General features: G+C 45.2%; 18 protein-coding genes and 2 riboswitches. Of the genes, 10 read left to right on the top strand and 8 right to left on the bottom strand.

Going from position 1 to position 19,196, the window contains the following annotated elements; translation table 11 throughout:
- Nucleotides 1-49 precede the first annotated feature (49 nt).
- Nucleotides 50-137: riboswitch (cyclic di-GMP riboswitch) on the top strand.
- A 19-nt stretch (nt 138-156) separates the two neighbouring features.
- Nucleotides 157-291 carry an anti-repressor SinI family protein gene (locus tag H513_RS21070; RefSeq protein ID WP_081658139.1) on the top strand — a complete coding sequence of 45 codons (135 nt, stop codon included), beginning with the start codon at nt 157-159 and terminating at the stop codon, nt 289-291.
- Between the two features lie 33 nt (nt 292-324).
- Here the strand turns inward: H513_RS21070 and H513_RS0100325 are convergent, their stop codons facing one another.
- Nucleotides 325-1,812 (bottom strand): potassium/proton antiporter, encoded by a 1,488-nt coding sequence (locus tag H513_RS0100325; RefSeq protein WP_026798898.1) that lies wholly within the window; start codon nt 1,810-1,812, stop codon nt 325-327.
- Nucleotides 1,813-1,989: 177 nt separating this feature from the next.
- The gene (locus tag H513_RS0100320) at nt 1,990-3,315 is read right to left on the bottom strand and encodes an NCS2 family permease (protein WP_036768870.1); all 1,326 of its coding nucleotides are present in this window, start codon (nt 3,313-3,315) and stop codon (nt 1,990-1,992) included.
- 108 nt (nt 3,316-3,423) lie between these two features.
- A riboswitch (purine riboswitch) is annotated at nt 3,424-3,525 on the bottom strand.
- 199 nt (nt 3,526-3,724) lie between these two features.
- Between H513_RS0100320 and H513_RS0100315 the strand changes: the two genes are divergently transcribed.
- The 9 genes from H513_RS0100315 (at nt 3,725) to H513_RS0100275 (ending at nt 11,792) form a co-directional block, all read left to right on the top strand.
- On the top strand, nt 3,725-4,348 hold the full coding sequence (locus H513_RS0100315) for a spore coat protein (protein ID WP_026798896.1): 624 nt from the start codon (nt 3,725-3,727) through the stop codon (nt 4,346-4,348).
- A 359-nt stretch (nt 4,349-4,707) separates the two neighbouring features.
- Nucleotides 4,708-6,228 (top strand): anthranilate synthase component I, encoded by a 1,521-nt coding sequence (gene trpE / locus H513_RS0100310; protein WP_026798895.1) that lies wholly within the window; start codon nt 4,708-4,710, stop codon nt 6,226-6,228.
- On the top strand, nt 6,221-7,261 hold the full coding sequence (gene trpD / locus H513_RS0100305; protein ID WP_026798894.1) for an anthranilate phosphoribosyltransferase: 1,041 nt from the start codon (nt 6,221-6,223) through the stop codon (nt 7,259-7,261). The genes trpE and trpD overlap by 8 nt, the downstream gene beginning before the upstream one ends.
- Nucleotides 7,242-8,003, top strand: coding sequence for an indole-3-glycerol phosphate synthase TrpC (gene trpC / locus H513_RS0100300; protein WP_026798893.1), 762 nt, complete (start codon nt 7,242-7,244; stop codon nt 8,001-8,003). The genes trpD and trpC overlap by 20 nt, the downstream gene beginning before the upstream one ends.
- Entirely contained in the window at nt 8,000-8,650 is a 651-nt protein-coding gene (locus H513_RS0100295) for a phosphoribosylanthranilate isomerase (protein ID WP_026798892.1), read from the top strand. The genes trpC and H513_RS0100295 overlap by 4 nt, the downstream gene beginning before the upstream one ends.
- Complete coding sequence (gene trpB / locus H513_RS0100290) at nt 8,631-9,833, top strand: tryptophan synthase subunit beta (protein WP_026798891.1); 1,203 nt, start codon at nt 8,631-8,633, stop codon at nt 9,831-9,833. Before H513_RS0100295 ends, trpB begins: the two co-directional genes overlap by 20 nt.
- Nucleotides 9,826-10,647 carry a tryptophan synthase subunit alpha gene (gene trpA / locus H513_RS0100285; RefSeq protein ID WP_081658114.1) on the top strand — a complete coding sequence of 274 codons (822 nt, stop codon included), beginning with the start codon at nt 9,826-9,828 and terminating at the stop codon, nt 10,645-10,647. The genes trpB and trpA overlap by 8 nt, the downstream gene beginning before the upstream one ends.
- Nucleotides 10,648-10,684: 37 nt before the next feature.
- Nucleotides 10,685-11,281 carry an anthranilate synthase component II gene (locus tag H513_RS0100280; RefSeq protein WP_026798889.1) on the top strand — a complete coding sequence of 199 codons (597 nt, stop codon included), beginning with the start codon at nt 10,685-10,687 and terminating at the stop codon, nt 11,279-11,281.
- A 181-nt stretch (nt 11,282-11,462) separates the two neighbouring features.
- Entirely contained in the window at nt 11,463-11,792 is a 330-nt protein-coding gene (locus H513_RS0100275; protein WP_026798888.1) for a hypothetical protein, read from the top strand.
- Nucleotides 11,793-11,828: 36 nt separating this feature from the next.
- Here the strand turns inward: H513_RS0100275 and H513_RS0100270 are convergent, their stop codons facing one another.
- From H513_RS0100270 to H513_RS0100245, 6 genes are all read right to left on the bottom strand, one after another.
- On the bottom strand, nt 11,829-13,130 hold the full coding sequence (locus H513_RS0100270; protein ID WP_026798887.1) for a globin-coupled sensor protein: 1,302 nt from the start codon (nt 13,128-13,130) through the stop codon (nt 11,829-11,831).
- Between the two features lie 141 nt (nt 13,131-13,271).
- A complete protein-coding gene (locus tag H513_RS0100265; protein ID WP_026798886.1) occupies nt 13,272-14,165 on the bottom strand; it encodes an ABC transporter permease in 894 nt (297 codons plus the stop codon).
- 14 nt (nt 14,166-14,179) lie between these two features.
- The gene (locus tag H513_RS0100260) at nt 14,180-15,184 is read right to left on the bottom strand and encodes an ABC transporter permease (RefSeq protein ID WP_026798885.1); all 1,005 of its coding nucleotides are present in this window, start codon (nt 15,182-15,184) and stop codon (nt 14,180-14,182) included.
- A gap of 69 nt (nt 15,185-15,253) precedes the next feature.
- Complete coding sequence (locus tag H513_RS0100255) at nt 15,254-16,912, bottom strand: ABC transporter substrate-binding protein (RefSeq protein WP_026798884.1); 1,659 nt, start codon at nt 16,910-16,912, stop codon at nt 15,254-15,256.
- A gap of 13 nt (nt 16,913-16,925) precedes the next feature.
- Nucleotides 16,926-17,927: an ABC transporter ATP-binding protein gene (locus H513_RS0100250; RefSeq protein ID WP_026798883.1), complete on the bottom strand. Its 1,002-nt coding sequence runs from the start codon at nt 17,925-17,927 to the stop codon at nt 16,926-16,928.
- Complete coding sequence (locus tag H513_RS0100245) at nt 17,902-18,921, bottom strand: ABC transporter ATP-binding protein (RefSeq protein ID WP_026798882.1); 1,020 nt, start codon at nt 18,919-18,921, stop codon at nt 17,902-17,904. The genes H513_RS0100250 and H513_RS0100245 overlap by 26 nt, the downstream gene beginning before the upstream one ends.
- Between the last annotated feature and the right edge of the window lie 275 nt (nt 18,922-19,196).

The following is a 19,196-nucleotide window of genomic DNA, read 5'->3' as shown; positions in this document are numbered from 1 at the left end:
ACGTATGATTATGTCCTCAATTCGTTCAGGGGTGGTACAAAATACGTGCTCAGTACAAAGGCACACTTATCGAAAGGTAAGCTCGCAAAGTCTCAGACCTAAAGCGTTCATTGCGCTACGGTGGCTGGATTGCCTGACGTAGGGGAGGAAGAGCCGATGGTTACACAAACACGAGTGGACAAGCAGGTAGATGTGGAATGGGTGCAATTAGTGAGTGAAGCGAAACGGCTTGGGATTTCGAAGGAAGAAGTTCGCGAGATGCTTCGCCGCCTACAACGAGAGTATACATAAATGAAAAGGCCCCTGATTCGGGGCCTTTTTTGGTTAGATTTTCGTTTTGACTAATTCATCGTTCAAGATTTTCTGTAACTGGCGTTTGTTTTTCTTTGGTACCATGATGTACAACGTATCACCTGGGAGAATGGAAGTTTGACCGTAAGGGGTTAAGATGTCGCCATCCCGGATAATCGCGTTCACGAGAACTCCATCTGGAAAGTGAAGTTCCTCTAGCGTTTGTTCTTTAATTGTATTGTTGTCAGTGACGGTGTATTCAATCATCTCAACATTCGTCTTACCAATGGAGATAAGCTCTAAGGAGTGAATCGGATTCAGCACATCGTCTGACACGAGTTTTAGTTTACGTGCAAGCGGTGTAATGGTCGATCCTTGAATGAGCGTTGACGTTAATACAACGAAGAAGACAACGTTGAAGAAGAGTTGACTGTTCTCGAGCTCAGCTAGAGAAGGATAGATGGCCAACACGATTGGGACCGCTCCGCGAAGACCTGCCCAAGATAAGAAAAGTCGTTCTTTCTGTCCGAACGGTCCCCCCATAAGGGAGAGGTAAACGGCAATCGGTCTTGCCACTAAAATGAGGACAATCGAGATTAATAATCCTTCAATAATAATGTCCCACTGGAATAACTGAGATGGGAAGACAAGCAAGCCAAGGATAACGAACATAAGGATTTGCATCATCCACGTAAAGCCTTCGTTAAATCGTAGAATTGAATGACGATACGTTAGCTCAGAATTCCCAATTACGAGCGCTGCTACATAGACCGCAAGTAATCCACTTGCTTGCGTTAACGAGCTTACACCATACGTGAGTAAGGCAAACGACAAAGCAAAGATTGGATAAAGCCCACCAGAATCAAGATTAATGCGGTTGATGGCCATACTGCCTATTTTCCCGATTAAGAGTCCGACTACAAGGCCAAATCCCATTTGCCAGAAGAAAGAACCGATAATGGCAAGCACGCCTTGACCAGGCGAGTTAATGAGCTGGATAAAGGCGAGCGTGAGGAAGACGGCCATCGGGTCGTTAGAACCTGATTCTGCCTCAAGCGTTGCCTCTAATCGACTATGTACGTTCTTCCCTTTCAAAACGGCAAAGACAGCAGCAGCATCGGTAGAGCCTACGATAGATCCAAATAAGAACCCTTCAAGCCAGGTAACGTCGAAAATAAATTTAGAGGCTACGCCTACAATGCCAGAAGTGATGACGACGCCAACAGTTGCGAGCGATAGGGCGGGCCTGACGACTGGGCGAATCGTATCCCACTTTGTCTCTAAGCCCCCCTCGAACAGAATGACAATCAGGGCAAAGGTACCAACAAGCTGGGCCATACCAGCGTTGTCGAAGTAAATAAAGTTCAGTCCGTCGCTACCGACAACCATTCCAACGATAATAAATAATACGAGGGAGGGGACACCGAGGCGGGACGAGAACTTGGTCACGAGCACACTGCTGATTAATAACAGGGCTGTGAGGAAGATGGTTTGGTTTGATTGCAAGATTTCATTAATCATCTCGTTCACCTTTATCAATTTTATAGATAATTCTATTTTATAAAACCGTAGGGCATTACACAAATAGACAAGCTTATGATTTGTGTTAAATGCCTATTCTTTCGAGTACGGTAGTAACTAGTATGTACCTTTACGAAGCCTAAAAAAAGACCGCCTTTATTCAGGCGGTCTGATTCATTATCCTTGTAAGATAAAGTAGAGCAAGAATACAAAGAACAAGGCATACATAATTGGATGGATGTCCTTTGGCTTTTTCGCTGCCACCAATGTAATTGGATAAAGTAGAAAGCCAAGGGCAATTCCATTTGCGACACTGTATGTGAGTGGCATCATCAGAATCGTCACAAAGGCTGGGATGGCAATCTCAAGACTGTTCCAGTTAATTTGTTTCATATCTGTTGCCATCATCGCTCCGACGATAATTAGGGCAGGAGCTGTCACATTCGATGGAACGATGGTTAAGAGCGGCTCGAAGAATAGAGCCAGTGCGAAGAACCCGCTCATCACAACAGAAGTGAAACCAGTTCGTCCACCTGCGCTAATACCAGCAGAAGACTCAACCATGGAAGCTGTCGTTGACGTTCCAAGCACGGCCCCAACCATGGAAGCTGTACTATCAGAAACAAGTGCACGGCCCGCATTTGGGATCTGGTTGTTCTTCATCAGTCCTGCTTGAGAAGCGATGGCGATGAGCGTTCCTGCTGTGTCAAAGAAAGCGACAAATAAGAACGTAAAGACGACCGCATAGAATTCTCCGCTCGTAAATAGAGATAGGAGTAGTTCCATGTCTATGAATGGCTCAAGGACAACGCCGAAAGTTGGTTCTAGACTAGGGACTCCACCTACGATTGAAGCAGGTGGTGTAATCTGACCTGTTACCATTCCAACGATAGTAGCTAGGATAATTCCGTAGAAGATGGCTCCTTTATAGCCGCTAATCAACAGAACAATCGTTACGATTAAGGTGAAGACACTCAACAACGTCGTTGGGGTTGTAATACTACCTAAGGAGACGAAGGTGTCTGGATTGCTGGCTACGAGTCCTGTTTTCTGTAGTCCAATAAACGCAATGAAGAAGCCAATACCGGCTGCTACTGCGTGTTTTAAATCTTGTGGAATTGAGTTAATAATTTTCTCACGTATTTTAAGTAGGCTTAGAATCGTAAAGAGTACGGCGGCGATAAATACGCCAAATAGGGCGGTTTCCCATGCTACCCCCATATTCTTCACTACACTAAAGGTGAAGAAGGCGTTCAAGCCCATGCTTGGGGCGATTCCAATTGGATAATTCGCTAAGAGTCCAATCATCAAGGTACCAAATATGATGGTTAAGGCTGTTGCAGTAAAGACGGCTCCACGGTCCATGCCCGCTGCGCTTAGAATGTCTGGATTGACGATGAGAATATAAGCTAATGATAAGAACGTAGTCATACCAGCAATCGATTCTTGTCGGAAATTCGTATTTCGCTGTTCGAACTGGAAGAATTGTTTAAGGGAATTCAACAAGTGCCCCTCCTTATAAGTTGGTATAAAAAAAGCCACGGTGAACATAACGTTACCGAAGCTTTCGTCTACAAAGGGCATCGAATATAGGATGCACATTGGCCGTCCTTCTATACGAATATCCCTTGTAGATAAGCCATTTACGGTAGCTTAGTAGAGACGTTTGAGCCGTATTCTCAAACTTATACAAGGAAAATATATATGTGTGTGAAGTGTTTGTGTTGGAGCAGTTATTCTGCGCTATGTTAGTTATGCTAGCAGTGTAAACGTCGTCAAGTCAATAACTTTTTGTCGAACGCTGTCCCTATTTAGAGGAGTTTGTGTACATGAATCTTTCTTTGAAATCCATACTAACCATGAATGTGATTATGAGGAGGAAGAAAAGGTGAACCAACAGCAAAATCAAAACATGAATCAGCAACAGGCAGGGGCACAACCACCAACGGGCGCCGGGATGAATCATGGCGGTCACGAAATGTTCGATTTACATGAGACGCTTGCAGGAATTATTAACGTTCTGGACCAGTTCATGATGTTCCGTCAATACGTGCAGGATAAGGAACTCGTTTCTCTGCTTGAACGTCAGTATGACTTCATTCTGCAACAATATAATACGGTCGTAGAAGCATTCCAAACCGGCCAGAAGCCTACAGTAGAAACCCAGACATACATGATGACTCAGTCCAATGAAGTCGTATACGGACTCACGCCAAGTCAACCGAAGAAGCCGAATCAATCCTTGGCTGATATTAGCGACCAGGGGATTACTGGACATATGTTAGGCTTAATTAAATCGATGGCGTCGTTCCATGCGATGACAGCAGTAGAGGTAACGAATCCAGTCGTGCGTCGTGTGTTAGCAGATAGTGTACCGAATTACGTTGAAATGGCGTATGAGATCTTCCTCTATCAGAACAAACACGGGTATTACCAAGTGCCTCAACTTACGACTAACGACACTTACTCCATGTTGAATGCCTTCGCACCAGCGAAGAACAAACCGCAAATGCCAATGAATCAAATTAAACATTAATGAAGAGCACCTTCCTATTTGGGAGGTGCTTATTCATTTCGAATGAGCCTTATGATAAGACCAGTATGTCTTTCTTCTTCCGAACGACAGTTTTCTTCGTTGACGCACTTTGGAAAGTGTAATACACTTACATACAAGATTTAGATTAGTTAGAATTTAGTAAAGATGAGAGAGAAGTATAGAAGCACGAGAGTATAGAAAGTTAGAACAGATGAGCTGAGAATGAGATAGATGAGTTGAGGTATTGTGCAATTGAATACGAGATGAGACGAGCAGAGTGTAAGTTCCACTAGAACCCACTATGTCTATTTCCTCAACCTTCTCATTCTCCATAACACAACTATGGAGAGGTGAGACCTATGGAACAATTCCAATCTTTTAAGCAGGATGCGTCTACCTATAAGACGGTACCTGTCACGTATCGGAGTTATACCGATACGCTAACCCCAATTCAAATTTATGAACGCTTGCGCGAAGAAGCGGTCTATTTACTCGAAAGTGGTGACCACACATCCTCTTGGTCACGATATTCCTTTATTGGTTTACACCCTTTTATTCACGTAACGGAAGATCAGGGTTCGATTACGATGCATGATTACGATACTGGTGACATCCAGCAGGCTAAGGACCTTAAAGAAGCGGTAGAGACGGTTATGACCGGACTGAATGTTCGTCTTCCTGATGTACCCCTACCTTTCCACGGTGGCGGAGTTGGCTTTGTCTCGTATGATGCGGTATCGGATTTTGAGAACATTCCAATCCCAGAAAACGACGACCTCGGTCTACCGTTGTATCAGTTTCTATTTTGTCGGACGCTCATTGCGTATGACCACCAAAGTCATGACTTACACATTATTCGATTTGCCCGTGTAGATGAAGACGATTCTGAAGCAGTGCTAAATGAGAAATATGATGCGGCTGTATCAGCGATTGACGATGTATTAAAAACGCTCAAGCAACAGAAGAACGTAGAGCCGTTCTTTACCAATGAAGCGTCAAAATCCGTCGATGTGAGTCAAGTCGAGACAAACTACACCAAAGACAAATTTAAGCAAGATGTAGAAACCATTAAGGAATATATTCGCGCAGGGGACATTTTCCAAGCTGTATTATCCCAACGATTCTCTAAACAAATTGAAGTAGATGGCTTTACGCTATATCGCGTATTGCGACAAGTTAATCCATCCCCTTATATGTTCTATTTAACGTTTGATGGGTATGAAGTAATTGGCAGTTCACCAGAGCGACTCGTTCAGGTGAAAGATGGCGAGGTTGAAATCCATCCAATTGCTGGTACAAGAAAACGTGGAACAACGAAAGAAGAAGATATGCAACTAGCAGCAGACCTTCAGAACGATGAGAAGGAAAAGGCTGAACACTATATGCTCGTTGATTTAGCTCGAAATGACGTAGGGCGCGTGGCACAGTATGGAACGGTCAAAGTACCAGTCCTATCTGAGATTACCCGCTTCTCACATGTGATGCACATGATTAGTAAAGTAACAGGAGATTTACGAGAAGATACTCATCCGCTTGATGCATTCGTATCCGCCTTCCCGGCTGGAACGTTATCTGGAGCTCCGAAGATCCGTGCGATGGAGATCTTAGGTGAACTGGAACCAACCGCGCGTAATTTATATGGCGGTGGCGTCGTTTACCTTGGGTTCGATGGCAATCTGGACTCTTGTATTGCGATCCGAACTATCCTCCTGAAAGACCAAGTGGCTTATATTCAAGCTGGTGCAGGTGTTGTTGCCGACTCTGACCCTGAGAAGGAATGGCAGGAGACGGTGAACAAGGCGAGCGCGTTGCTCCAAACCATTGATATGGCTGAAGAGCTGTTTGCACCGAGTGCAAAGGAGGAATCTTCTTATGCTTAAAGAAACGCTAAATAGAGTCTTAGATGGAAAGACGCTCTCAACTGAAGAGGCCTATGAGGTAATGGACCTTGTGATGAAAGGGGAAGTAAGCTCGGAGCAGCTTGCAAGCTTAATTTCTCTTCTCCGCTTTCGAGGTGAGACCGTTGAAGAACTGTTCGGATTTGTTCAAGGCATGCGTGAGCATATGACAACGATTCAGCATAACGAAACGGTTGTTGTGGATACGTGTGGAACTGGTGGCGATGGCCAATCCACTTTCAACATTTCAACTGCTGTAGCCATTGTGCTTGCAGCTATGGATGTGAAGGTAGCGAAACACGGAAATCGAAAGGTCTCCTCTGCTAGCGGTTCAGCAGATGTACTTGAACTGTTAGGGGTTCCTGTTAACGGTACGCCGGAAGAAGCGAAAGACATGCTCGCTAGGAACGGCATGACCTTCCTATATGCGCCAACCTATCACTCAGCGATGCGTCATGCAGGCGGCGCGCGCCGTGAACTTGGCTTCCGTACCATGTTCAACATGCTAGGGCCACTATCGAATCCGGCCAATTCCCGCCATCAAGTGATTGGAATTTACGATACAAATTTAGGCGAGACACTTGCTGAAACGTTAAATAAACTCGGCTCTCAACATGTGCTTCTTGTGACGGGTAGAGACGGTCTAGACGAGTTCTCAATCTCTGAACCGACTGATGTCGTTGAGTTGAAAGACGAAACTATCCACCGTTACACGGTTGCTCCTGAAGAAGTTGGGCTTGAACGAGGCAAGATTGAAGACATTCAGGTTCAGAACCCACTTCAAAGTGCGCGGATGATTCAAGAGATCTTCGAAGGGACGGCGAACAAGACAGCAACGAATATCGTCACGTTGAACGCAGCGGCTGGGCTTTACGTAGCTGGTGAAACGCCTTCCATTGAGACAGGGGTTTCCTTGGTCCAGACAGCATTAGCCTCTGGGACGGTTGCAACGTACTTTAAGAAACTTCAGCAGAAGAAGGGAGAAGGTCTAGAGTATGCTTCATCAGATTCTTGAGACGAAGAAAGACGAAATTACGAGATACCAACAACCCGAGCAAGTCGAGACGGATTCGCGTTCATTGTATGATGCGTTATTGAACAGTCCGTTGACGGTAGGATTAATCGCAGAGGTGAAGAAGGCTTCTCCTTCTAAAGGGGTGATTCGTGAGGATTTCCGACCGGTGGAAATCGCCAAGCTCTATGAAGAAGGTGGAGCGAGCGCCATTTCTGTTCTAACTGATGAGATGTACTTTCAAGGTCATCGAGATTATTTGACTGCAGTCAAACAGGCGACAAAGCTCCCTGTCCTGCGTAAGGACTTTATTATCGATGAGAAGCAAGTAGAAGAAAGTGCTCGTATAGGGGCAGACGCCATCCTGCTTATTGGTGAAGCGTTACAACCTGAACGTCTATATGAGTTGTATCGTTATGCTGCTTCCCTAGGGCTTGAATCCCTCGTTGAAGTGCATGCCAAAGAGACGCTTGAAGGGATCTTAGCGGTGTTCCAACCGAAAATCATCGGCATTAATAACCGGGATTTAACAAACTTTCATACAACGGTTGCCCATACAGAGACTATTGCGAAAGCAGTTCCGGAAGGGAGTCTCCTTGTAAGTGAGAGCGGCATTTACAATCATGAAGACATCAATCGTGTGAAGCAAGCTGGAGCGAAAGCGGTGCTTGTCGGTGAGGCACTTATGCGTGAAGCTCATCCGGCTGATGTCATCAATCAGATGATGGGACGTGAACAGACATGACAGAAGTGAAGCTGTGTGGAAATCGGTCACAGGCTGATTATAAGAAATCAGTTGAATCCGGTGCCCCTTACATTGGCGTTATCTTTGCTGAAAGTAAGCGACAAGTCTTACCGGAAGCTGTCAATGAGTGGATCAAGAACCATCCACCAAAGCCGCATCAACGCATAGTAGGAGTATTTGTGAATCCATCGATTCAACGAATTGAGGAGGTCTTATCGTTAACGCGCCTAGATATCCTACAGCTTCATGGTAATGAAACGGAAGCAACTATTCTTGCAATTAAAGAACGTTTTCCTTTACCGGTGTGGAAGGCTATTCCTCATCACGAAAAAGCCGTGCAACAAATGAAATTATACGAAGGAATCATTGATGGGTATGTCATTGATGCCAAAGTGCAAGGAGCATTCGGTGGAACGGGTATTTCCTTTGATTGGAGTCATGTTCCAACCTACATTAATGAAGGAAAGCGACAAGGGGTTCCATGCTTTATTGCAGGAGGCGTTCGCCCCGAAAATGTAGATGAATTGTTAGGCTATGAGCCGTTTGGAATAGACGTATCAAGTGGAACAGAAACAGATGAACAGAAAGACACGAAGAAGATTGAGAGTATTGTAAGGAGGTCTATCCATGTCAGTCATTTATCCTGATGCACGCGGAAGATTCGGAGAATACGGAGGCCAGTTCGTACCAGAGACATTAATGGCTCCACTTAAGGAAATTGAAGACGCACTAGAGGAAGCCTTGAATGATGAGGGATTTGTTAAGGCTTATGAGAAAGAATTGCACGACTATAGTGGCCGCCCAACGGCATTAACGTATGCTGAACAGCTTACGAAACAACTTGGTGGAGCGAAGATTTACTTGAAGCGTGAAGATTTAAACCACACGGGCGCACACAAGATTAATAACGCGCTTGGCCAAGCGCTACTAGCAAAGCGTATGGGCAAGGACAAAATCATTGCCGAGACAGGTGCAGGTCAGCATGGTGTTGCATCCGCGACTGTTGCTGCCAAGCTTGGACTTCAATGTAAAGTGTTTATGGGGGAGAAGGATATTGAACGTCAACAGCTCAACGTCTTTCGCATGCAGCTGCTAGGGGCAGAAGTTGTGCCTGTATCTTCTGGTAGTAAAACGCTTAAGGATGCTACGAATGAAGCTATTCGATATTGGGTCGCAAACTGTGAAGATCATTATTATTTGATTGGGTCTGTTGTAGGTCCACACCCTTATCCTAAAATGGTGCGTGATTTCCAACGTGTAATCGGAGATGAAGCTAAATCACAATTTACCGATATAGAGGGAGCGCTTCCAACGCGTATCTACGCTTGTGTAGGAGGTGGCTCAAATGCCATGGGGATGTTCTACCCATTCCTAAACCTTGATACAGAATTAGTTGGCATTGAAGCGGCAGGTCACGGCATTACAAGTCCAGAGCATGCCGCCACCTTGGCGAAAGGGAATCATGGCATTATCCACGGGTCACTCACGTACTTGCTCCAAGATGAGCACGGACAGATTACCGAGCCGTATTCCGTGTCAGCTGGGCTTGATTATCCTGGAATTGGTCCAGAGCATGCGTACCTTCATTCCTCAGGTCAAGTTCGCTACGAGTCTGTTACGGACGACGAAGCATTAGATGCGTTGAAACTTCTTTCTCAAACAGAAGGCATTATTCCAGCCATTGAAAGCGCCCACGCATTGGCACAAGCCTTTGAAGAAGCGAAATCGATGAAATCCGACGAAACGGTGTTGATTAACCTATCCGGTCGCGGAGATAAAGATATGAATACGATTATGGAATACTTTGACGGAGGTGATTCTCTTGACTAAGACGAGCACGGAAACGACATTCCAACAGCGTTTGAAAAAGACGGAGAATCTGTTTATCCCATTTATTATGGGAGGCGATCCTCATCCTGATGTCACGGTAGAACTTGCGTACCGTCTCCAACAAAGTGGGGCTGATGTTCTTGAGCTTGGCGTTCCTTATTCTGATCCGTTAGCAGACGGTCCGACCATCCAAGAAGCAGCTGCTCGCGCGATAGAGCAGGGGATGAATCTTACGAGCGCCATTCGCCTTGTTCCAAAGATGAGAGAACGTGGATTAGAGATTCCTGTCGTAATCTTCACGTATTATAACCCTGTTATGCAATATGGTCTGGAACGACTATTCAAGGAATTAGGAGAGAATGGAGCCGATGCGCTATTAATTCCAGACATTCCTTACGAAGAGAGCGAAGAACTTCGTAAGCTTTCTAATGAGTACGGAATTGAGCTCATTTCTCTTGTAGCTCCTAACTCGGAGGACCGAGTGATGCGAATTGCGGAACAAGCAAGAGGGTTCCTGTACTGTGTATCAAGTCTTGGAGTGACTGGTGAGCGGGCTACAATCCAGCCTAATATTGAAGACTTCTTAAATCGTGTGAAATCCTATAGTTCTGTCCCTGTTGCGGTCGGTTTCGGTGTATCTACGAACGATCAAGTACGCTTATTGAACCAGTACTGCGACGGAGTCATTATCGGGAGTAAGATTGTGAAGCTTATAGAAGCCCGTGCAGATGCGTTGGTTCAAGAGGATACGAGAGAAGAAGCATTGCAAGCCTTCCAACAAGAAATAGAAGCTTTGATTTCAACAGATGAGTAGAGTCTAGAATAGAAGAGAGAGCAGAGGAGAGTTGAGCATGATTTTGATGATTGATAACTACGATTCCTTTACGTTTAATCTTGTCCAATACCTGGGGGAACTTGAATCAGATGTGGTCGTGAGACGTAACGATGAAGTGACCATTGAGGAAATTAAAGAGATGGCACCAGATGCTATTGTGCTTTCTCCAGGTCCATGCAGTCCAAATGAAGCAGGAGTCTGCTTGCGTGTCGTACAGGCATTCGCTGGAAAGATTCCAATCTTAGGTGTCTGCTTAGGCCACCAGACTATTGTACAAGCATTTGGTGGGAAGATTGGCCGTGTGAAAGAACTGTACCATGGCAAGACTTCGCAAATTATCCATGACGGACGTTCCATGTTCAACAAGCTGCCTAAACCCATTACGGTTGGGCGCTATCATTCTCTTATCGCCGAAATCGACACGCTGCCAGACGTGTTAGAACAAACGGCTTACACACCTGATGGAGAGATTATGGGCGTCCGCCATAAAGACTATGCAGTGGAAGGCGTGCAGTTTCACCCTGAATCCATTCTCACGGATTACGGGAAACAAATGCTCAAGAATTTCTTAGAGTATTACCAGGTAGGGGAGCAGCTCACAGTGAAATCGTAAGGATGTTAACCAATCCTCTAGTATAGAAAGAACGCTTGGAGATAGTAAATCCAAGCGTTCTTTGTCGTTTGTTGTATTCGATTGTGGTATCAATGCGAACTACAGGACTCTATTACTTCAGAATTTTCACGTGTAAATGGGAAATAATCTGGGTAATGGGTAATAGAGAGGATGAATAGATGTGAAAGCTCCTTTACGAGCCCTACTAGTCTTTTTTCTAATGCTCTTTCCTATTATTTCATTTATAACCGTCGAGGTGCGTGAGTGGATGCTTCACGATCGGGTTGAGACGTACTTGATTGAGGAGAAGGGGTATGCCCCTGAAGACATTCATTCGATTGAGACACGATCAAATCGGCTTCGTGTCTCCGCAACCGTTACCTTCGTCGACGAATTGTATGTCCACTACACCTATACCCCATTCAATGGAAAAATAAAACAAAAAGGCTATGTTCCTGTCGCTGGCACAGGGGAGAAAGTCGTTTACAACAAGTTAAAGCATATTGAATAAATAACCTCAAAAAAGAGCGCACGAGTGCGCCCTCCTTTACAACTGTTGGATGTCCTCATGCAGTTGTTCTAATGAAGAAACAATCTTTTCACTTTCAACACCGATGGCTTGAACCATATGCATGATTTCCTTCGTTTCATTCTCAATACTTTGCCCTTGTTCATAACTTCTTCCTAAGGCATGGAAAATGCGTTCAACATGCTCAATCGTCTGACTAAGCTGATTGGCGTTATGCTCGACAGAATGCTTCATCTCATCAACGGACGTCGAGATTCTCGTTACGCTCGTTTTATTCTCTTCAATCGTTTCGGTAATCGTTTCAGCCATTTCTCGTGATTGGGCTGCTAACTTTCTTACTTCTTCTGCCACAACTGAAAAGCCTTTACCAGCCTCACCAGCTCTTGATGCCTCTATGGAAGCATTTAATGCTAGTAAATTCGTTTGGGAAGCGATATTACTCATGTAGCCAACAAACTCTGTTACCTTCTCCGACGAACGCTCTAGTGCTGCTACACTGTTATGGACGCTCGTGGATTGGTCTAGGATAGATTGGGCGCTTTTTGCTTGTTGCTCCAGGTTCTCTTTCCCTTCTGTAGCGAGCTTCTGGGCTTCTGTGGAAATAGATAGCCCTGTTTGGGCGTGATTTGCAACACTTTCAACCCCCGCGACTAGCTCTTGAACTCTAGACGAATTTTCTTCGCCATACTGTACAAGTCCATTGGAATAGTGCTCCACTTGGTTGACGATTTCCTGTTGGGTTGCTTCACTGACTTCTCGGAGTCGTTTGTTTTCATCTTCGTAGGCTTTTAATACAATGAGTTGCTCAATGCTCATGTATTTCTGAACAACTTTGAATGCTTCAAATGCTTGATCGATATCGTCACTGAATTCCTCTCTGAGAATAGTGGAGAGGGAGGAGACAAGATTCTGAAATGACCCCATATACCAATGAGTCGGAAGGTGGATATGAATATGTTTCTTTGCAATCATAAGACGCTTCTCTAGAAATTCCTCGTTAATCTCGACTTGAAACAGTTCTAAAATGTGCTTCTTCAGTGTGTTCTTCAGTCGATCAATTGAAGAGTGTTTGTTCACGATTGCGTTCAACTCTGGCTTTTTTTCTATTTGTTCATAGAACTCGTTCACAATTCGGTCAATATGTTTCTCTACAATCGGATAGAGCCATTTGGCAGTGCGTAGTTCTTCTTCTGTAAATTTCATGAAATCAAGCTGACTAGATAGTTCGTGGTAGCGGTCTAACCCGTACCCGTACTGCACGTGATGACTTTCCTCGTATATGGAAGGTTTCTCTCTTTTCTTAAACCCCATAATCCCCATTTGTTCACCTCTAACTTTTAATGAAAAATAATATAAGTACATCCATAGTTTAGCAGAAAATAGATGGATTAGGAGAATTCTTCTAGTTTTGTCATAAAAACGTCGGATAGAAAAGACGCCCCCAATTGGAGGCGTCTCATTCTATTGTTTCATTTTCGGATCGAGTGCATCTCGGAGACCGTCTCCCATCAAGTTAAATCCGAGGACTGTAAGCATAATCGCGAGTCCAGGGAAAATCATCGTCCAAGGAGCGTTCACAAGGTATTGCTTGGAGTCGGCAAGCATTTTCCCCCAATCAACATCAGGAGATTGAGCACCGAGGCCAAGGAAGCTTAGTGCAGCAATCTCAATGATTGCTGTTGCAACAGCGAGTGTCCCTTGTACGATAATTGGCGTCATACTGTTAGGAAGTATATGTTGAAAGAGAAGACGGAAATCACTCATGCCAACCGACTTGGCAGCGGTAATGTACTCTTCTTCTTTCACGCTTAATACTTTAGACCGGATAAGACGACCAAAGTTCGGGACGTTAATGATGGCAATTGCAATTAAGGCATTCTGCAAGTCAGGGCCTAGAATGGCTACAATCGCAATGGCTAATAGAATACTTGGGAAAGCGAGTAGAATATCGAAGACACGCGAGATTAGAATGTCTACCCATTTCCCGTAATACCCAGCGATGATTCCGAGTGTACAGCCTACAATAATCGACCCTGCGACGGATGAGAACCCGACCCATAGCGATATGCGTGCGCCATAGATAACTCGGGATAAAATGTCTCGTCCGAAATCATCCGTACCGAACCAGTGATCGGCAGATGGCCCTTTTAATCGGTTGAGTAAATCTGGCTTCGTGTAATCATACGGCATAATCAACGGAGCAAATAGAGCGAGCACAATGAAAAAGCCGACAATGGATGCACCAACAAGTGCTATTTTATTCTTCTTGAACGTACGCCACGCCTCGCGCCACGGAGAGGACACATCTGACTTTGCAGGTGGAGTGGACGTTTGTGTTTCCTTTGCTACATTCATGGATGTGCCTCCTTTTAATCGTATTTAATGCGCGGGTCTACAGCGGCATAGAGCAAGTCCACAACTAGGTTGATGACAACAAAGATCGTAGCTACGACAAGGATGCCAGACTGAATGACCGGATAATCCCGGAAAGAAATGGCGTCGTATATGTAGCGACCAATGCCAGGCCAGCCGAAGATGGTTTCTGTTAGGATGGCACCACCAAGTAACAGTCCTGCTTGTAATCCAATGACGGTGAGAACCGGGATGACAGCATTTTTCAATGAGTGCTTGTACACTACGAAGAAGCTGTTCAATCCTTTCGCACGAGCGGTGCGGATGAAATCGGACTTCATGACCTCGAGCATGCTCGAGCGCGTAATCCGGGCGATGATGGCCATTGGAATGGTTGCGAGTGCAATTCCTGGGAGAATCAGGTGTCGAATGACATTTACAAACTGCTCCCATTCTCCATGAATCATGGTGTCAATTAAGTATAAGCCTGTTACTGAATCTACAACAGTTGAAGCATCGACCCGTCCTGTAGACGGTAGCCATTGTAATTCAACAGAGAAGATATATTGTTCCATCAACCCAAGCCAGAAGATTGGCATGGAAACCCCAATGAGGGCGAATACCATAGCAACGTAATCAAACCAGGAATTCTGGAACCAAGCACTAATAATGCCGGCATTTACGCCTACAACGATGGCAATAACCATGGCAATTAACGTGAGTTCAATCGTAGCCGCTAGGTAGGGCCAAATTTCATTTGCGATAGCTGTCTTCGTCTTAATAGAAGTACCTAAATCACCTGTCAGCAGGCCACCCACATAATCGAAGTATTGGATATACCAAGGCTGGTCAAGGCCTAGCTGTTTCTCAACCTCAGCAATCGCTTCAGCAGTCGCGCGTTGACCAAGAACGACTTGTGCAGGGTTGCCGGGGATTAGATAAATAATAGAAAAGACCAACAAACTCATTCCGAATAGTACGGGGATTAATAACAACAGACGGCGGATTGTATAAGCTGCCATATGCCCACCTCCTAAATCGTAGAGAAACCCTCTCCGCACCAGGACGGAAAGGGTTTACTCCCACTAGGTTTACTTAAACTCGACGTTTGTGACAGGCTCAGAACCAGTTGGATGTGGAACATAGCCTGATAGATTTGCTTTAGCAGCAACGACAGGAGTTGAGTGTACAAGTGGAACCCAAGGTGCGTCATCTTGAATGATTTCTTGTGCTTGTTTATAAAGTTCGTTACGTTGCTCTTGGTCCGTAATGGTCTGGGCTTCAATTAGAACGTCGTGAAGCTCGTCATTGGAGTAGTACGTGTAGTTGTTACTTCCGATGCTATCTTTATCAAGAAGCGTGTAGATAAAGTTGTCTGGATCTCCGTTGTCTCCAGTCCAGCCAAGAAGGAATGCATCGAAATCACCGGCACGTGCTTTCTCAAGATAAGTGGACCAGTCAGCCGTTTGAAGGTTAGCTGTCACACCCACTTCAGCGAAGGATTGTTGAAGAACTTCAGCAATCTTCTGGCCTTCAGGGATGTAAGGGCGTGCAATTGGCATATACCATAGTTCAAATTCGAATCCATCTGCATATCCAGCTTCTTCAAGAAGAGACTTCGCTTTCTCAATGTCATACTCATAGCCATTTAATTCGTCGTTATACCCTTCAATGCTAGGAGGGATAACCGTTGATGCTGGCTCAGCAAGACCTGCATAGAAGGCTTCAATAAGCTGGTCTTTAGGTACGGCGTGGCTTAGTGCCTGACGTACTTTCTGATCGGCAAGTGGTGTGTCGCGGTTCATTGTGAATCCTAAGTACCCAACGTTCATGGATGGACGCTCTAGAATTTGTAGGCTGTCATCGCCCTTGATGCCTTCTACATCAGAAGGGTTCACGCCATCGATTAGGTCAACTTCACCTGTCTTCAACGCGTTTAGACGAGCGGAGTTTTCTGGGATAACGGTGTAGATGACTCTGTTAAGCTTTGGTACTCCTTCTTTCCAGTACTCTTCGTTCTTCTCAAGTGTAATTTTCTCTTCACGTTTCCATTCGACGAACTTAAATGGACCTGTTCCAACCGGATTTTCTTTAAATGAATCACCAGACTCTTCAACAGCGGTTGGACTAGCGATACCGAATGGAGACATCGCTAAGTTCTTAATGAATGGCGCTTGTGGACGTTTTAGTTTAAATTCAACGGTTGTTTCGTCAACTGCCGTAACGGATTCGATGACATGGCCTTCATCGCCCTTGAATCCACCAAACATCGTGTAGTAAGGGAATTGTTCGTCATTTCCATTCATCCAACGCTCGAAGTTAAATACAACCGCTTCAGCGTTGAAATCTGTACCGTCATGGAATTTCACGCCTTCCTCTAATGTGAACGTGTACGTAAGGCCATCTTCTGAAATCTGCCAATCGTTGGCGAGGCCTTGTGTAAGCTCAGTGCTATCTTCTTCATAGTTTACAAGCGTTTCAAAGATATTCTCCGTAACACGGAATGCTTCTCCTTCAGTTGTTGTAATAGGGTCAAGAGAAGTAGAGTCCCCGCCTCGTGCGTAGACTAGTGTGTCTTGGCTTTCGCCGCTTGAAGCTTCTTCTGTGTCTGTCGTTTCTTCCGTGTTGGTTTCTTCTGTGTCATCGGCTTCATTTGATGCTTCGTCTTCGTCGCCGTTGTTACATGCGACTAGGAAAATGGATAACATCAGGATACTGACAAGTGCAAATAGCCATGAACGTTTCTTCATGTATGAATTCCCCCTAAGAATTTATTTCATCAAGCGCCTGCTGATCGTTATAGAGATGGCAAGCGACGTAATGACCTTGTTCAACTTCCCGAAAGACTGGTCGTTCGGTTTTGCAAATATCCATGCAAGCATGGCATCTCGTGTGGAAGGCACATCCGGATGGTGGGTTAGCTGGTGATGGCATCTCTCCGGTAAGCTCTTCTGCTTCTTCACTTAGATAAGTAGGGTCAGGGATTGGAACTGAAGCAAGCAGTGATTGTGTGTAAGGGTGGAGCGGGCGAGCATAGAGTGTTTCACTTTCAGTAAGCTCTACAAGCCTCCCCAAATACATTACGCCTACTCGGTCACTGATATGTCTAACAACCCCTAGGTCATGAGCAATAAATAAGTACGTTAGGTGAAAATCTTTCTGCAGGTCTTTCAACAAGTTAAGTACTTGTGCTTGTATGGATACATCAAGAGCTGAAACGGGTTCATCCGCAATGATGAGCTTTGGATGAGTCATTAAGGCTCTGGCGATGCCAATTCGTTGACGCTGTCCACCGCTGAACTGGTGGGGATACCGCTTGGCGTGATAAGAACTTAAGCCAACCGTTTCAAGCATATCGTGCACACGCTGCTTTCGTTCTTTTTTATCCTTTATGCCGTGGACTTTTAACGGCTCTTCAAGAATCTTCTCAACTGTATGACGTGGATTGAGGGAGGCGTATGGGTCTTGAAAGACAAGCTGCATTTCTTTACGGAGCTGCTTTAACTCTTTAGAAGAAAGCTTCGTCACATCTTGGTCTTCGAACAGGATTTCCCCTTCTGTTGCTTGGAGGAGCTGAAGGAGGACGCGTCCTGTGGTTGATTTCCCACATCCGCTTTCCCCAACAAGTCCAAGCGTTTCGCCCTTATAGACAGTGAACGAAACGTCGTCGACCGCTTTCACATCGCCCTTCTTTCGATTTAATACGCCACCTGTAATCGGAAAGTACTTCTTTAGTCCATTAACTCTTAGTAGTGACTCGGTCATCGAGCGGTTCACCTTCTTTCTCATACAAGAAGCAGCGGACGTGGTGCTCTTCTTCTGTAACGTATAGGGGCGGGGTGCTCGCTGTACATGCATCAAATGCATGTTGGCAACGAGGAGCAAAACGACAGCCAACTTCTATAGAACCAGGCTTAGGTACTTGACCTGGAATTGAGTACAGACGGTCCTGCTTATTCCGAATGTCAGGAACTGAGGCGAGCAGACCTTGTGTGTATGGGTGTTGTGGGTTGGCGAATATCGTCTCAACCGTTCCTTGTTCCACAACTTTGCCGGCATACATGACAATCAAGCGATCGCACACTTCGGCGACAACTCCAAGGTCATGGGTGACGAGCATAATGGATGTTTTCAATTTGTCGTTCAGTGATTTCATCAATTTAAGGATTTGCTTCTGGATGGTGACATCTAAGGCAGTTGTTGGCTCATCAGCAATGAGTAGCTTTGGGTCGCAAATCATAGCCATGGCAATCATGACACGCTGACGCATTCCGCCTGATAGTTGGTGAGGGTATTCATTTAATAACTCTTTCGCGCGAGGTAGTCCGACGAGCTGTAGCATTTCAATGGCGCGCTCTTTCGCTTTCTTCGTGCTCCATTTGTTATGTGTCTTAATGGCTTCTACAAGCTGATTTCCAATGGTGAAGAGAGGATTCAAAGAGGTCATTGGTTCTTGGAAGATCATAGCGATATCATTCCCGCGAAGGGAACGCATATCTTTTTCCTTTGTCTTTACTAAATCTTTGCCTTGAAATAGAATTTCACCGTTTTCGATTTTTCCTGGTGGAGAAGGGATGAGACCCATGATGGATAGGGAGGTTACGCTCTTCCCGCACCCGGACTCGCCGACCACGCCAAGAATTTCACCTTCATGAATCGTGAAATTAACATGGTCCACAGCAGGAACTCGACCTTCGTCTGTGAAAAACGAGGTGGATAAATCTTTGACCTCCAGAAGCGGAGTCGATGAATGTGGCATGACGTCACCTCTTTACTTCTAGTTTTCTAGTACGGTATGTAACTTCCAATACTACGACAATGGTGTGAAAGAATCACCCGCTTCCTTTAAAGGGTAAAATTTTCAAATAATTCTATAAATTTTATTGTACACGTTCTCCTAGTCCTGTCAACATGGAATCCATTCCGCGGAGGATAGACAGGGGAGATTTCGTCGAACTGTGCACCTGTACAAGCAGAATCCTCCCATGCGACATAGCATGGGAACAAAGGGGATGAAAGTCTCCTTTTAATAGG

Source organism: Pontibacillus halophilus JSM 076056 = DSM 19796 (assembly GCF_000425205.1).
GTDB lineage: Bacteria > Bacillota > Bacilli > Bacillales > BH030062 > Pontibacillus_A > Pontibacillus_A halophilus.
This window is presented reverse-complemented; position numbering and strand designations above follow the sequence as displayed.